Origin of the sequence: Cellulomonas sp. GbtcB1, from assembly GCF_019091725.1 — a bacterium.
Lineage (GTDB): Bacteria > Actinomycetota > Actinomycetes > Actinomycetales > Cellulomonadaceae > Cellulomonas.
Map to the genome: position 1 here is coordinate 43131 of NZ_JAGXJG010000024.1, position 15064 is coordinate 58194.

Genomic DNA, 15064 nt, shown 5'->3' on the forward strand with positions numbered 1-15064 from the left:
GTGTCCTCATGGACCAGCACGACCAGGCCGCCCAGCCGACCGACCCGCAGCAGCCCGCTGCGTACCCCGGCGACGCCGCGTACCCCGCTGACCCCGCCGCCCCGCCCGCCCCGCGCCGCTCCCGACGACGCCGCACCGCCGTCGGGCTGGTCGCCTCGGGCGCCGTCGCCGTCGCCGGGGCCCTGGTCCTCGGCGGGTCGGCGGTCGCGCTCGGCTGGCCCGCGAGCACGGCCGGCACCGGGCTCACCGCCTCGGCGGGCCGCGACGGCTCCGCGTCCGGCCTCGGCGGGTGGAGCGGCTCGACGGGGTCGCAGGGCGGCTCGTCCTCCGGCTCCGGGTACGGCGGCTCCGCCCCGTCGACCGGCCTCCCCGGCTCCTCGTCCGGCTCGGCCTCGACCGGGACCGGCACCCTCGACACCAGCACCGCCACCGAGGCCCAGCAGCAGGGCGTGGTGCTGATCGACACGGTGCTCGGCTACCAGTCCGCCGAGGCCGCGGGCAGCGGGGTCGTGCTCACCTCCGACGGCCTCGTGCTGACGAACAACCACGTCGTCGAGGGCGCGACCGAGATCACCGTGACGATCGGCACCACCGGCGAGACCTACGCCGCCCAGGTGGTCGGCACCGACGCGACCGCCGACGTCGCCGTCCTCCAGCTCCAGGGCGCGTCCGGCCTGACCACCGCCACGCTCGACTCCGACGGCGACCTCGCGGTGGGCGACGCGGTCACGGCGGTCGGCAACGCCGAGGGCGGCGGCGTGCTGCTCGCGGCGGACGGCACCGTCACCGCGCTCGACCAGTCGATCACCACCCAGGCCGAGGGCGTCTCGTCCGGCGAGTCGCTGACCGGGCTGATCCAGGTGGACGCGGACGTGGTCTCGGGCGACTCCGGCGGCGCGCTGCTGGACGACCAGGGCGAGGTCGTCGGCATCACGACCGCCGCGTCCTCCGGCTCGTCGGACATCACCGGCTTCGCCATCCCGATCGACGACGCCCTCGACGTGGCGACGCAGATCGTCGCGGGCCACGACTCCGACACGATCACGCTCGGCTACCCGGCGTTCCTCGGCGTGCAGCTGGCGACCGGCGCCACCACGACCGTCCCGGGTCTGGGCGGCCTCGGCGGGGCGACGGGCTCGACCGGCGCGGGCGCGACCGTCGCGGGCGTGATCGACGGCACCCCGGCGGCGCAGGCCGGCCTCGCGGCGGGCGACACGATCACCGCGGTCGACGGGACCGCCGTGGCGGACGGCGACGCCCTGAGCGCGGCGCTCGCGGCGCACGCCCCCGGCGACCAGGTCACGCTGACCTGGACCGCCGCCGACGGCACCGCGCAGACGGCGACCGTCACCCTCATCGCGGGCCCGGCGGACTGACCGCCGTCGGCCCGCCGGCGCGCCCGGCCTCTCCCTGCGGAGGCCGGGCGTCGTCGCGTCCGCGCGCTGTCCCGCGGCTCACGATCTCCCGTTTGACAACGATGTAGAACCGTCGGGAGAGTGTCGCGGGCAACGGTGCACCGCTCACGGCGAGGAAGCCCCATGACGCACGCGACCACCCCCGCGGACCCGACCGCGATCCCCACGACCGCGCTCGGGGCGCACGCCGGACCGGTGGCCCCGCGCGCCACCGGGCGGCTGACCCAGCGCCCGCTGCCGGCCACCTCGGTCCGGCTCGACCCCGAGGGCCACCTGGGCCGCTGGCAGCGCCTGAACGCCGACGCCACGCTCCCGCACAGCATCGGGATGCTGGAGGACAGCGGCGCCCTGCCCAACCTCCGCCGGGTCACCGGCGAGCACGACGGCCCGTTCGTCGGCTACCAGTTCGCCGACTCGGACGTCTACAAGGTGCTGGAGGCGATCGGCTGGGAGATCGGCCGCACCGGGACCGACGCGTTCGACGGCTTCCTCGACCAGACCCTCGACCTGCTCACCCGGGCCCAGGACGCCGACGGCTACCTCAACTCGTTCGTCCAGGTCGACCGCCCGGACCAGCGGTGGGTGGACCTGCGCTGGGCGCACGAGCTGTACTGCGCGGGCCACCTGATCCAGGCCGCGGTCGCGCTGCACCGCGGTGCCGGCCGGGCGGACTACCTCGCGCTGGCCCGCCGGTACGCCGACCTGGTCGTCGCGACGTTCGGGCCCGAGGGCCGCGCGGGGTACTGCGGGCACCCCGAGGTCGAGACCGCGCTGGTCGAGCTGTACCGCGAGACCGGGCACGAGCCCTACCTGGCGACGGCCCGGCGGATGGTCGACGAGCGCGGCCAGGACCTGGCGCTGCTCGGCCCGGACCGGCTCGGCGCGCACTACTTCCAGGACCACGCGCCCGTCCGGGAGTCGACCGAGGCGACCGGGCACGCCGTCCGGCAGCTCTACCTGGACGCGGGCGTCACCGACGTGTTCACCGAGCAGGGCGACGCCGCGCTGCTGGACGCGATGCGCGCCCAGTGGGACTCGGCGCACCACCAGAAGATGTACGTCACCGGGGCGATGGGCTCGCGGCACTTCGACGAGTCGTTCGGCGACGCCTACGAGCTGCCGCCGGACCGCGCCTACGCCGAGACCTGCGCCGCGATCGCGGACGTGCAGTGGTCGTACCGGATGCTGCTCGCCGACGGCGGCTCCCGGTACGCCGACGCGATCGAGCGCGCGCTGCTCAACGCCGTCGCCGCCTCGGTGTCGGCGGACGGGCGGTCGTTCTTCTACTCCAACCCGCTGCACCTGCGCGAGGGCCACCGCGAGGAGGAGAACGCCCCGTCCCGGCGGACGCCCTGGTACTCCTGCGCGTGCTGCCCGCCCAACATCGCCCGGCTGGTCGCGTCGCTGCACGCGTACCTGGCGACCGCGACCGACGACGCGCTGCGGGTGCACCTGTACTCCGCGGCCACGATCGAGGTCCCCGAGCACCTCGGCACCGGCACGGTCCGCCTCGACACCGCCTACCCCGCCGACGGGCGGGTGCTGGTCGAGGTCGACGGCGAGCTCACCGGGTCGCTGGCGCTGCGCGTCCCCGGCTGGGCCGCCGGCCTGCGGGTCGTCGTCGACGGCGCCCCGCTCGCCGCGGCGAGCCGCGCCGACCTGCCCCTCGACGAGGGCTACCTGGTGCTGCCGCCCGGCACCCGCCGGGTCGAGCTCGACCTCGAGATGCCGGCCACGGCGGTCGCGGCGCACCCGCGGGTGGACGCCGTGCGCGGGTCGGTGGCGATCGTGCGCGGCCCGGTCGTCTACTGCGTCGAGCAGGCCGACCACCCCGACGGCCCGTCGGTCGAGGACGTGCGGCTGCGCGCCGGTGGCGCCCTCACGGTCGTCCCAGGGGACGACCCGCTCCCGCGCATCGTGGCGGAGGGCGTCGCGGCGGACGCGGCGGACGTCCCGCTGTACCGCGCCGGCGCGGACCTGCCGCCCGCCGGTCGCCCGGTCCGGCTCACCGCGATCCCGTACGCGCAGTGGGGCAACCGCGCCCCGGGCGCGATGCGCGTCTGGCTCCCGCTGGCCTGACGATCGAGCGCGGACCGGGCGCCGCGCCGCCGCCCTCCCGGTGTCCCAACCGGGCGGGCGGCGCCGCGCGCGCCCCCTCACCGGGCGTCGGAGTCGGCTCCCTGGATCGCGGCCCTGCCGGCCTCGAGCCGCGCGACCGGAACCCGGAACGGCGAGCAGGACACGTAGTCCAGGCCCACCGAGTCGAAGAACCGGATCGACTCCGGGTCACCGCCGTGCTCGCCGCAGACGCCGACGGTGAGGTCCGGGCGGGTGGCCCGACCCTCCTCGACGGCGATGCGGACGAGCCGACCGACGCCCTTCGTGTCGATGGTCTCGAACGGGGACACGGTCAGCACCCCGTTCGCGAGGTACTCCGGGAAGAACGCCCCCTCGACGTCGTCCCGGGAGAAGCCCCACGTCGTCTGCGTGAGGTCGTTGGTGCCGAACGAGAAGAACTGCGCCACCTCGGCGATGCGGTCGGCCGTGAGCGCCGCGCGCGGCAGCTCGATCATGACGCCGACGGGCAGGTCGAGCGGGACGCCCCGCGCCTCGCCGACCTCGGCCATGATCCGCAGCGCCTCGTCGCGGACCAGGTGCAGCTCCATCACGGAGCCGACCAGCGGCACCATGATCTCGGCGTGCGGGGTGCCGCCGGCCTCGACGCGGTCGGCCGCTGCCTCGCAGATCGCGCGGATCTGCAGCGCGAACAGCCCGGGCACGACGAGGCCGAGCCGGACGCCGCGCAGGCCGAGCATCGGGTTGGCCTCGTGCATCCGGCGCACCGCGGCGAGCAGCTTGACGTCGTGCGCGTCCTCCTCGCCGCGCTCCCGGGCGAGCGCGACGCGCACCGCCAGGTCGGTGAGGTCGGGCAGGAACTCGTGCAGCGGCGGGTCGATGAGCCGGATGGTGGTCGGCAGCCCGTCCATCTCCGTGAGCAGCGCACCGAAGTCCTCGCGCTGCAGCGGCAGCAGGGCGTCGAGCGCCGCCTGCCGCTCCTCGTCGTCGTCGGCGAGCACGACCCGCTCGACCAGCACCCGGCGCTCGCCGAGGAACATGTGCTCGGTGCGGCACAGCCCGATGCCCTGCGCGCCGAGCGACCGGGCGCGCCGGGCGTCCTCGGCGGTGTCGGCGTTCGCGTGCACCCGCAGCCGGCGGGTGTCGTCGGCGTGCGTGAGGACGCGGTGCACGGAGCGGACGAGGTCGGCGGTCTGCTCGTCCTCGCCGGCCTGGTCGAGCGCGGCGTCGAGCCCCTCGCCCAGGTAGGTGCTCACGGGGGAGGGCACGACCGGGACCGCGCCCAGGTAGACCTCGCCCGTGGAGCCGTCGATCGCGACGACGTCGCCCTCCGCGACCTCGTGGCCGCCCACCTTCATGGACCGGGCGGCCGGGTCGATGTCGAGCGCGTCGGCCCCGACCACGCAGGTCAGCCCCATGCCGCGTGCCACGACCGCCGCGTGCGACGTCTTGCCGCCGCGCGCCGTGAGCACGCCGACGGAGGCGATCATGCCGCCGAGGTCGTCGGGGTTGGTCTCCCGCCGGACCAGCACCACGTCCTCGCCCGCGGCGGCGCGCGCCTCGGCCGTGGCGGAGTCGAACACCGCGGCGCCCACCGCGGCGCCGGGGGAGGCGGCCATCCCGGTGGTGAGCAGGGTGCGCTCGGCGTGCGCGTCGAACCGGGGGAACATCAGCTGCGACAGCTGCGCCCCGCTGACCCGGGCCAGCGCCTCGTCCATCGTGATGAGGTGCTCGTCGACCAGCTGGGTGGCGATCCGGAACGCCGCCGGGGCGGTCCGCTTGCCGACGCGGGTCTGCAGCATCCAGAGCTTGCCGCGCTCGACGGTGAACTCCACGTCGCACAGGTCGCGGTAGTGGGTCTCCAGCCGGCGCATCGCCTGGCGGAGCTCGCCGTACGCCTGCGGGGACACCTGCTCCATCTCGGCCAGGCTGAGCGTGTTCCGGATGCCGGCGACGACGTCCTCGCCCTGGGCGTTCGCCAGGTAGTCCCCGTAGTCGCCGGAGTGGCCGGTCGCGGGGTCGCGGGTGAACGCCACGCCGGTGCCGGAGGTCGGACCGAGGTTGCCGAACACCATGCTGACGACGTTGACCGCGGTGCCGAGGTCGTCGGGGATGCGCTCGCGGCGCCGGTACAGCCGGGCGCGGTCGGTGTTCCACGACCGCAGGACGGCGACGATCGCCAGGTCGAGCTGCTCGCGCGGGTGCTGCGGGAACACGCGCCCGGACTCCGTGCGCACGATCTCCTTGTACGCCTCGACCAGCTGGCGGAGGTCCGCCGCGTCGAGGTCCACGTCCTGCTCGACGCCCTTGGCCGCCTTGGCCTTGTCGAGCGTGTCGGCGAACAGGTCGCCGTCGATGTCGAGGACGGTCCTGCCGAACATCTGGATCAGCCGCCGGTACGAGTCCCAGGCGAACCGCTCGTCGCCCGCGAGCTCGGCGAGCCCGATGACGGACGCGTCGTTCAGCCCGACGTTGAGCACGGTCTCCATCATCCCGGGCATGGAGAACTTGGCGCCCGAGCGCACGGAGACGAGCAGCGGCTCGTGGAAGTCGCCGAGCCCGCGGCCCAGCGCGTCCTCGAGCCGGCGGACGGCCATCGTGACCTGCACGCGCAGCTCGGGCGGCAGGTGCCCGGTGCGCATGTAGGCGCGGCAGGCGTCGGTGGTGATGGTGAAGCCGGGCGGCACCGGCAGGCCGAGGCGGGTCATCTCGGCGAGGTTCGCGCCCTTGCCGCCGAGCAGGTCCTTCTGGTCCTTGCCACCCTCGGAGAAGTCCTGGACATAGCTGGCCACGTGCACCTCCGGTACGACCGCGGGGGCGTCGTTGCACCCGCCCTCCCTACTCTGCTCCCCGCGGTCGCGGTCCGGTAGGGCCATCGGTACCTGGCGGAGCCGCCCGGCGACCGGGAGAATCCGGGGGCGGTGCGTCGGTGGTGGTCGGTAGGATGGGAGCACCAGTCCGCCTCGATGAATGGAGCGCACGGCGCACGCCGAGCACATGGCCGAGACCACACCCGATCGCCCGCGGCGATCGCTCCCCGGTACCGCCCGGGTCGAGCACCGGATCACGATCCCGTCGAGCGTGTCCATGGTCGAGCTCCTGGGGATGGACGACCAGGTCCTGCGCGCCGTGGAGGACGGCTTCCGCACCGTCGACGTGCACGTGCGGGGCAACGAGATCACCCTCGGCGGCCCGGCGGGGGACGTGGCGCTCGTCGCCCGTCTCGTCGACGAGCTGGTCGAGACCGCCGTCGCCGGCACGCCCCTGACCCCCGACGTCGTCACGCGCTCCGTCGCGATGCTCACCGCCGGCACCGCGACGCGCCCGGCCGACGTCCTGACGTTCAACATCCTCTCCTCGCGCGGCCGGACCATCCGGGCCAAGACCGCGGGCCAGAAGGAGTACGTCGACGCGATCGACCGGAACACGATCACGTTCGGCATCGGCCCCGCGGGCACCGGCAAGACCTACCTCGCGATGGCCAAGGCCGTGCAGGCGCTGCAGGCCCGCCAGGTCAACCGCATCGTGCTCACCCGGCCGGCCGTCGAGGCGGGGGAGCGGCTCGGGTTCCTGCCCGGCTCGCTCAGCGAGAAGATCGACCCGTACCTGCGGCCGCTCTACGACGCGCTGCACGACATGGTCGACCCCGAGTCGATCCCGCGGCTGATGGAGGCGGGCACGATCGAGGTCGCGCCGCTCGCCTACATGCGCGGCCGCACGCTCAACGACTCCTTCATCATCCTGGACGAGGCGCAGAACACCTCGGCCGAGCAGATGAAGATGTTCCTCACCCGCCTGGGCTTCGGGTCCAAGGTGGTCGTGACCGGCGACGTCACCCAGGTCGACCTGCCGTCCGGCACGACCTCCGGCCTCCGGGTCGTGGAGTCGATCCTCGACGACGTGGACGACGTCGCGTTCTGCCGGATGTCCTCCTCGGACGTCGTCCGCCACCGCCTGGTCAGCGACATCATCGACGCCTACGCACGCTGGGACAGCACCAAGAGATGAGTATCGAGGTCAACAACGAGTCCGGCCACGAGGTCGACGAGGCGGAGTTCGCCGCGCTCGCCCGCTTCGTCCTGGACCAGATGCACGTGCACCCGCAGACCGACCTGTCGATCCTGTTCGTCGACACCGAGGTGATGACGGATCTGCACGTGAAGTGGATGGACGAGCCCGGCCCCACCGACGTGCTGTCGTTCCCGATGGACGAGCTGCGCCCCGGCCGCGCGGACGAGCCGACGCCCGCCGGGCTGCTCGGCGACGTCGTGCTGTGCCCGGAGGTCGCCGTCGAGCAGGCGCGCACCGCGGGCCACTCGACCGCCGAGGAGCTGCTGCTGCTCACCACGCACGGGATCCTGCACCTGCTGGGCTACGACCACGCGGAGCCGGAGGAGGAGAAGGAGATGTTCGGCCTGCAGCGCCAGCTGCTGCTGACCTTCCTCGCGGGACGATGACCGCCGGCGTCCCGCTCGGGCTGCTCGCGGCCCTGACGGTCCTGGCCGTGCTCGTGGCGGCGGTGCTCTCCGCGGGCGAGGCGGCCGTGCTGCGGGTGTCCCGCGGCGTGGTGGCCGACCTGCTCGCGTCGCGGCACCCCGCGGCCGAGCGCGTCCGCCGGCTCACCGAGGACCGCGCCGCCGTCGCCGGGTCGGCCGGCGTCGTCCGGCTGCTGTGCGAGATGGTCGCGGCCGTCTGCCTGACGCTCGCGATCGCCGCCTCGTCGCTGCCGTGGGCGGCCGAGCTGGTCGTCGCCGTGGCCGCCTGCGCGTTCCTCACCGTCGTGCTGGCCCGGCTCAGCCCGCGCTCGCTCGGCCACCGGTACCCCCGCCAGGTGCTCACCACCACGTCCCGGCTGCTGCTCGGCGTGCGCGCCGTCGCCGGCCCGCTGGTCCGGGTCGCGCCGGCCGCGGGTACGGACCTCGACGAGGACGAGCTGCGCGAGATGGTCGAGCGCGTGGGGGAGTCGCCGTCGATCGACGTGGACGAGCGCGCGATGGTGCGCTCCGTGCTCGGGCTCGGCGACACCCTGACCCGCGAGGTCATGGTGCCGCGCACCGACATGGTCACGACCCACGAGGCGACGCCGCTGCGCAAGGTGCTGTCGCTGCTGCTCCGCTCCGGGTACTCCCGCGTCCCGGTGGTCGGCGAGGGCGTCGACGACCTGCGCGGCGTGCTCTACCTCAAGGACCTGGTGCGCCGGATGCAGGACGACCCGGAGGGCGCCGAGGCGCCGGCCGGCTCGCTGGTCCGGCCCGCCGTGTTCGTGCCGGAGTCGAAGCCGGTCGACGAGCTGCTGCGCGAGCTGCAGGCCGGCGCCAGCCACATCGCGATGGTCGTCGACGAGTACGGCGGCATCGCCGGCCTGGTGACCATCGAGGACGCCCTCGAGGAGATCGTCGGCGAGCTCACCGACGAGCACGACCCGCACGCCCCGCAGGTCGAGGACCTCGGCGGCGGCACCTTCCTGGTGCCCGCGCGGCTCGCCAAGGACGAGCTGGGCGAGCTGTTCGGCCTGGACGTCGAGGACGACGACGTCGACACCGCGGGCGGACTGCTCGCCAAGGCGCTCGGCAAGGTGCCCATCCCGGGCTCGGCCGGCGAGATCCACGGCCTCCGCCTGGTCGCGCAGGGCACCGAGGGCCGGCGCAAGCGCGTCGCCCGGGTGCTCGTCTCCCGCGCCCCGGAGCCCGACGACGCGGACGCCCGCGAGACCGCCGACCGCCCGGCCGACCCGGCCCCCACCCCGACGGACCACTGACATGACGGAGACCCCCGTGCCCCACCGCTCCGGCTTCGCCTGCCTCGTCGGCCGGCCCAACGCCGGCAAGTCGACGCTCACCAACGCCCTGGTCGGCCAGAAGGTCGCGATCACCTCCGGGCGGCCGCAGACGACGCGGCACACGGTCCGCGGCATCGTGCACCGCCCGGACGCCCAGCTCGTGCTGGTGGACACCCCCGGGCTGCACCGGCCGCGCACCCTGCTCGGCGAGCGGCTGAACGACCTGGTGCGCGACACCCTCAGCGAGGTCGACGTCGTCGGCTTCTGCCTGCCGTCGGACCAGAAGGTCGGCCCGGGCGACCGGTTCATCGCCGAGCAGCTGGCGCAGCTGGGCCGCCGGACCCCGGTCGTCGCGATCGCCACCAAGGCCGACCTGGTGGGCAAGCAGCGGCTCGCGGAGCACCTGCTGGCCGTGTCCGAGCTCGGGGAGTGGGCCGACATCGTGCCGGTGTCCGCCGAGTCGGGGTACCAGGTCGACGTGGTGGAGCAGGTGCTCGTCCAGCACCTGCCCGAGGGCCCCGCGCTGTACCCCGAGGGCGAGCTGACCGACGAGCCCGAGGCCGTGATGGTCGCCGAGCTGGTCCGCGAGGCCGCGCTCGAGGGCGTGCGCGACGAGCTGCCGCACTCGCTGGCGGTCGTCGTCGACGAGATCGTCCCCCGGGAGACCGGCGCGGGCGAGACCCCGATGCTCGACGTCCGGGTGCACCTGTTCGTCGAGCGGGACAGCCAGAAGGCGATCGTGATCGGGCGCGGCGGCTCCCGGCTGCGCGAGGTGGGCACCACCGCGCGGCGCGGGATCGAGGCCCTGCTCGGCTCCCGGGTGTACCTCGACCTGCACGTCAAGGTCGCGAAGGACTGGCAGCGCGACCCCAAGCAGCTCGGGCGGCTGGGCTTCTGAGCACCGCCACCACGCAGCACGAGCAGGGGGTCCCCCCGGGGGGTACCCACCACGGGGATAATCGCGACGTGCGCTACCGGACCGCCGCGGGGACCGTCGTGGGCGCGGTGGTGCTCGCCGTGCTCGGGGCGCTCATGGGCCCGCAGTGGGCGCCGGTGCCGCTCACCGACCCGCTGACGGTGCAGACGCAGTCGACGGCGATCACCGACGCGCCCGCGCTGGGGACGTACGCCGTGCGGTCGTCGGTGCTCACCGTCCAGCTCGACGGGGCGGACGTGGACGCCCGGCTGCTGATGCCGGTCGGGGTCGACGGCGACGTGCCGGCGGTGGTGTTCGTGCACGGCGCGGGGACCGGGAAGTTCGAGGACGCGTTCGTCGACCAGGCGCGCTCGCTCGCCGAGGCCGGCGTGGCGACGCTGGTGCCGAACAAGCGGCTCGACACCTACACGCTGCGGCACCGCGACTACGTGGCGATGGCCGACGACTACCTGCGCTCGTGGGACCTGCTGCGGGGCCTGCCCGGGATCGACCCGGACCGGGTCGGCGTCTACGCGGAGAGCGAGGGGGCCTGGATCGCGCCGGTGATGGCCGCGGACCAGCCCGGCATCGGCTTCGTGGTGCTGGCCTCCGCTCCGGTCGTGCCGCCCCGGCAGCAGGCCGCGTTCGCGGTCGACTCCTACCTGCGGAACACCGGCGTCCCGCAGCAGGTGTTCCGGGCGATCCCGCGGGCGGTCGGCATGTCGCTGCCCGGGGGCGGCCTGGACTACGCGGACTTCGACGTCGCGCCCTACCAGCGGCGGATGAGCCAGCCGGTCCTCGTCGTCTACGGCACCGCGGACGCGTCGATGCCGGTGGTGCAGGGCGCCGAGCAGATCATCCGGGACCTGGCGATCGCCGGGAACACCGACTACACCGTGCGCTACTACCGGGGCGCCGACCACGGCATCCGGGTGGACGAGGTCGTGGCGCCGGCGTTCCTGCACGACCTCGCGGGCTGGGTGCAGGGGCTGCCCGCGACCGCGTCGGCCGCCCCGCGGATCGCAGGTCAGCAGCCCGAGCAGCTGTACTGGGCCGGCCCGGTGCCGCAGCCGCGGTGGCTGGGTGACGGCGACGTGCTGCTGTTCCTGGTCGCGGGGGCGGTGGGGGTGCTCGTGCTGCTGCCCGTCGGGCGGCTCGCCGTGGTGGGCGTCCGGCGGGTGCGGGGCCGCGAGCCGGGGCCGGGGCGCGACCGCGTGCTGACCCGGCGGCTGGCGCTGCTGTCCGCAGCCTCGGTCGCGACGGTCGTCGCGCTGGTCTGGTACCTCGTCTCCGTGGCGCGGCTCGCCGTCGGGTACGAGCGCAACGGCTGGATCGTGCAGGGCGGCTGGATCGCGGTGCGCGTGCTCGGCCTGGTCGCCGTGTACGCCGCGGCGGCCGTCGTGGTGCGGCTGCGGCGGCTGCGCCGGGCCGGCGAGCCGATGGCGCACGGGGTGCTCGGGCACGTCGTGCTGTGGGGCACCTGCGCGGCCAGCGCGGCCCTGCTGGTGGTCCTGGCGTACTGGGGCGTGTACCAGCTCGGCATCTGAGGGTGTGGACGATGCGGTGCGTGGCGCCGCGACCAGGCACCATGGTGCCTGCCAGGGCGACGAGGGGAGAGCACGGGTGCGGACGACGTGGGGTTCGGCGACCGACCGCGGGCGGGTGCGCGCGCTGAACGAGGACGCGCTGCTGGCGCACCCGCCGGTGTTCCTCGTCGCGGACGGCATGGGCGGGCACGAGGCGGGCGACGTCGCCAGCCGGCTCGCGGTCGAGGAGTTCGGCGCGCTCGCCGGCCGGACCGCGGTGGACCCGTCCGACCTGCACGCGTGCTTCCGCCGCGCCGCCCGCCGGATCCGCGGGGCGTTCGAGCGCCGCGAGGGCGGCACCACGGTCGCCGGGGTGGCCCTGGGCGAGCACGACGGCGCCGCGCACTGGCTGGTGTTCAACGTCGGCGACTCCCGGGTCTACCGCTGGGCGGACGGCGAGCTCGCGCAGCTGACCGTCGACCACTCGGTGGTGCAGGAGCTCGTCGACTCCGGCGCGCTCAGCCGGGACGCCGCGGAGCAGCACCCGGAGCGGCACGTGCTCACCCGGGCGCTCGGCACCGGCGCCGACCCGGAGCCCGACTACTGGACGCTGCCCGCGCGCCCCGGCGACCGCCTGCTGGTGTGCTCCGACGGCGTGACCGGCGAGCTCGCGCCGTCCGACCTGGCCGACGTGCTGGACCGCGTCCCGGGCGCCGCCGCGGCCGCCGCCGAGCTCGTGCGCCGCGCGGTCGAGGCGGGCGGCCGGGACAACGCCACGGCCGTCGTCGTGGACGCCCTGGATGACGAGCCCGACGGGACGAATTCACCCGGATGGCTCGCGTTCGGCACCGGTCCTGCCGATAGGACATGGGACGAGACGGTCGACGGGGCCACCATCCCGCGACCGCGAAGCCACCAGGAGGACCGTCGGTGATCGTGCCCGAGTACACCCCCGGCGAGTGGTACGCCGTCGTCGCGGGAGGCGTCGTGCTGCTGCTCGCCCCGTCGACCCCGCCCGAGGTCGTGCGCGACGTCTGGGCCACCGCGCCGGAGCGCGGCGGCGGCCTCGGCGCGCAGCTCGACGCCCTGGTGCGGCACGGTCTCGGCGGCCTGCACCCGTTCGCGGCGGTCGACCTGGCCGGCGGCAAGGTGCACACCGCGCTGCGCGGCGACGTGGAGGTCGAGGTCGTCCGCGGCACCCGCGCCGAGGTGCTGTCCGCGCCCGAGGTCGTGTCCTGGTCCGAGCGGTCCGTCGGCTCCGCCGAGGAGGTCACCGTCCGGGTGTCCGGCGCCGGCCGCGGCGCCGCCCTGCCCATCGTCAGCGGCGTGGTGCGCGCGTCCCGCGTGCGGGTGCGGCTGACGGGCGCCGAGCCGGCGCGCGAGGCCGAGGCCGCGCCGTCCGAGCCCGTCGTGCTGCCCGCCGCCCCGACGCCGGTCGCCGTGGCGCCCGCGCGCGCGGCGGCGGTCGAGGACGTCGAGGTCGCGCCGGCCGAGGTCGAGGCCGCCCCGGCCGCCGTCGCCGAGCCGGTCCCGGCCGGGTCCGCGGACGTGCCGTCCGGCACCGAGGTCGTCGAGGGCACCCCCGCGCCGGCCGAGGTCGTCGAGGGCGAGCTCGTCGAGGCCGAGGTGGTCGAGGAGGAGGCACCCGCCGAGGACGCGCCCGCGGAGGACGCGCCCGCGGAGGAGTCGCCCGCCGAGGACGCGCCCGCCGAGGTCGAGGAGCACGACGCCGTCGCCGAGGCCCCCGCCGCACCGGCACCGGCCCCGGCGCCCACGCCGGCCCCGCCGGCGGCCGCGGCCCCGGTGCTGCCCAGCCCCGCCCAGCCCTACGTCCCGCCGGCCCCGCCCGCGGCCCCGGCCCTGCCCGGCCCGGCGTCCGCCGACGACCACGACGGCCTGACGATCCTCAGCGGCGAGCTGGCGTCGATCCGCCAGCACCTGCCGTCCTGGGCGGTCTCCCAGACCGGCGACTGGCCGTCCGGCCCCGTCGTGCCCACCCCGGCGCCCGCGCCCGGCGTCTCGGGTGCGCTGCCCGTCACCGCCGCGCCCACGGCCCAGCTGCCGGTGCCCCGGCTCGCCCTGTCCACCGGGGCGCTCGTGCCCGTCGACGCCGTCGTCCTGATCGGCCGCGCGCCGCAGGCCGACCGCGCGCCCGACGGCTCCGAGGCGCGCCTCGTGACCGTGCCGAGCCCGGAGCAGGACATCTCGCGCACGCACGCCGAGGTCCGCCTGGAGGCCGGCCGCGTGCTGGTCACGGACCTGTACTCCACCAACGGCATCACCGTCGCGACCGGCACCCTGCCGCCGCGGCGCGTCACCGCGGGCGAGCCCGTCGCCGTCGCGGAGGGGGACGTCGTCGACCTGGGCGACGGCGTGACGTTCACCGTGGAGCCGGGTGCGTGAACCGACGGCGTGAGGCCTCGCAGCCGCCGCACCTGCCCGGATACGCGGTGCAGCGGCTGCTGGGCTCGGGGGGCTCGGCCGACGTCTTCCTGTACGAGCAGGACCTGCCGCGGCGGCCGGTCGCGGTCAAGGTGCTGCTCGGCAGCGTGGACGCGGAGGCGCGGGAGGCGTTCGAGCGCGAGGCGGACCTGACCGCCCGGCTCTCGCACCACCCGTCGATCGTGACGGTCTACCAGGCGGGCGTGGCCGGCGACGGCCGGCCGTACCTGGTGATGGAGTACTGCGCGCGGCCCGGCCTCGGGCAGCGGTACCGCAGCGAGCGGTTCGAGGTCGCCGAGGTGCTCGAGCTCGGCGTCCGGCTGGCCTCCGCGGTCGAGACCGCGCACCGCGCCGGGATCCTGCACCGGGACATCAAGCCCGGCAACGTGCTCACCAACGACTTCGGCCGGCCGGTGCTGACCGACTTCGGCATCGCGTCCACGGTCGACGCCGGCGGCCCGGCCGTCGGCATGTCGATCCCGTGGGCCGCGCCCGAGCTGCTCGCGGCCGACCCGCACGGCGACGCGCGGTCCGACGTGTACTCGCTGGCCGCGACGCTGTTCTCCGCGCTCGCCGGCCGCTCGCCGTTCGAGCGCCCCGGCGGCCCGAACGAGGCCGCGGACCTGGTGGGTCGCATCGAGCGCGGCGCCCCGGTGCCGTTCGCGCGCGACGACGTGCCGGACCGGCTGCGCACGGTGCTGGCGCGCGCCATGGCCCGGGAGCCGCAGCAGCGGCACGCCCGGGCGCTCGACCTCGCGCAGGACCTGCGCGCCGTGCAGGCCGACCTGGGGCTGCCGGTCACCGCGCCCGACGTCGACGACCACGCCGGCCCCGCCGGAGCCCCCGCCGCCGGCGCCGCGGCGCCCGCCGACGCCACACGCGTGCGGCCGGTCGTCGAGGTCGCCCCGCA

At 75.7% G+C, this 15064-nt stretch carries 11 protein-coding genes; 10 read left to right on the plus strand and 1 reads right to left on the minus strand.

The window, feature by feature from the left end; all coding sequences use genetic code 11:
- Positions 1–8 precede the first annotated feature (8 nt).
- Positions 9–1376 (plus strand): S1C family serine protease, encoded by a 1368-nt coding sequence (locus KVT14_RS10595; RefSeq protein WP_217615627.1) that lies wholly within the window; start codon positions 9–11, stop codon positions 1374–1376.
- Positions 1377–1538: 162 nt separating this feature from the next.
- A complete protein-coding gene (locus KVT14_RS10600; RefSeq protein WP_217615628.1) occupies positions 1539–3494 on the plus strand; it encodes a glycoside hydrolase family 127 protein in 1956 nt (651 codons plus the stop codon).
- A gap of 77 nt (positions 3495–3571) precedes the next feature.
- Here the strand turns inward: KVT14_RS10600 and ppdK are convergent, their stop codons facing one another.
- Positions 3572–6283 (minus strand): pyruvate, phosphate dikinase, encoded by a 2712-nt coding sequence (gene ppdK, locus KVT14_RS10605; protein ID WP_217615629.1) that lies wholly within the window; start codon positions 6281–6283, stop codon positions 3572–3574.
- 205 nt (positions 6284–6488) lie between these two features.
- On the opposite strand from ppdK, the gene KVT14_RS10610 reads away from it, so the two are divergent.
- The 8 genes from KVT14_RS10610 to KVT14_RS10645 form a co-directional block, all read left to right on the plus strand.
- Positions 6489–7499: a PhoH family protein gene (locus KVT14_RS10610; protein WP_147796877.1), complete on the plus strand. Its 1011-nt coding sequence runs from the start codon at positions 6489–6491 to the stop codon at positions 7497–7499.
- Positions 7496–7948: an rRNA maturation RNase YbeY gene (gene ybeY, locus KVT14_RS10615; protein WP_122149451.1), complete on the plus strand. Its 453-nt coding sequence runs from the start codon at positions 7496–7498 to the stop codon at positions 7946–7948. The genes KVT14_RS10610 and ybeY overlap by 4 nt, the downstream gene beginning before the upstream one ends.
- Positions 7945–9249: a hemolysin family protein gene (locus tag KVT14_RS10620; protein ID WP_217615630.1), complete on the plus strand. Its 1305-nt coding sequence runs from the start codon at positions 7945–7947 to the stop codon at positions 9247–9249. The genes ybeY and KVT14_RS10620 overlap by 4 nt, the downstream gene beginning before the upstream one ends.
- Before the next feature lies 1 nt (position 9250).
- A complete protein-coding gene (gene era / locus KVT14_RS10625) occupies positions 9251–10168 on the plus strand; it encodes a GTPase Era (protein ID WP_217615631.1) in 918 nt (305 codons plus the stop codon).
- A gap of 68 nt (positions 10169–10236) precedes the next feature.
- Positions 10237–11733, plus strand: a complete 1497-nt coding sequence (locus KVT14_RS10630; RefSeq protein WP_308161016.1) for a prolyl oligopeptidase family serine peptidase — start codon at positions 10237–10239, stop codon at positions 11731–11733.
- Between the two features lie 76 nt (positions 11734–11809).
- The gene (locus tag KVT14_RS10635) at positions 11810–12646 is read left to right on the plus strand and encodes a PP2C family serine/threonine-protein phosphatase (RefSeq protein WP_217615632.1); all 837 of its coding nucleotides are present in this window, start codon (positions 11810–11812) and stop codon (positions 12644–12646) included.
- Positions 12643–14115: an FHA domain-containing protein gene (locus KVT14_RS10640; protein ID WP_217615633.1), complete on the plus strand. Its 1473-nt coding sequence runs from the start codon at positions 12643–12645 to the stop codon at positions 14113–14115. The genes KVT14_RS10635 and KVT14_RS10640 overlap by 4 nt, the downstream gene beginning before the upstream one ends.
- Positions 14112–15064 (plus strand): serine/threonine-protein kinase (locus KVT14_RS10645; protein ID WP_217615634.1); only part of this gene is annotated, 953 nt, incomplete at its 3' end. The genes KVT14_RS10640 and KVT14_RS10645, both read left to right, overlap by 4 nt.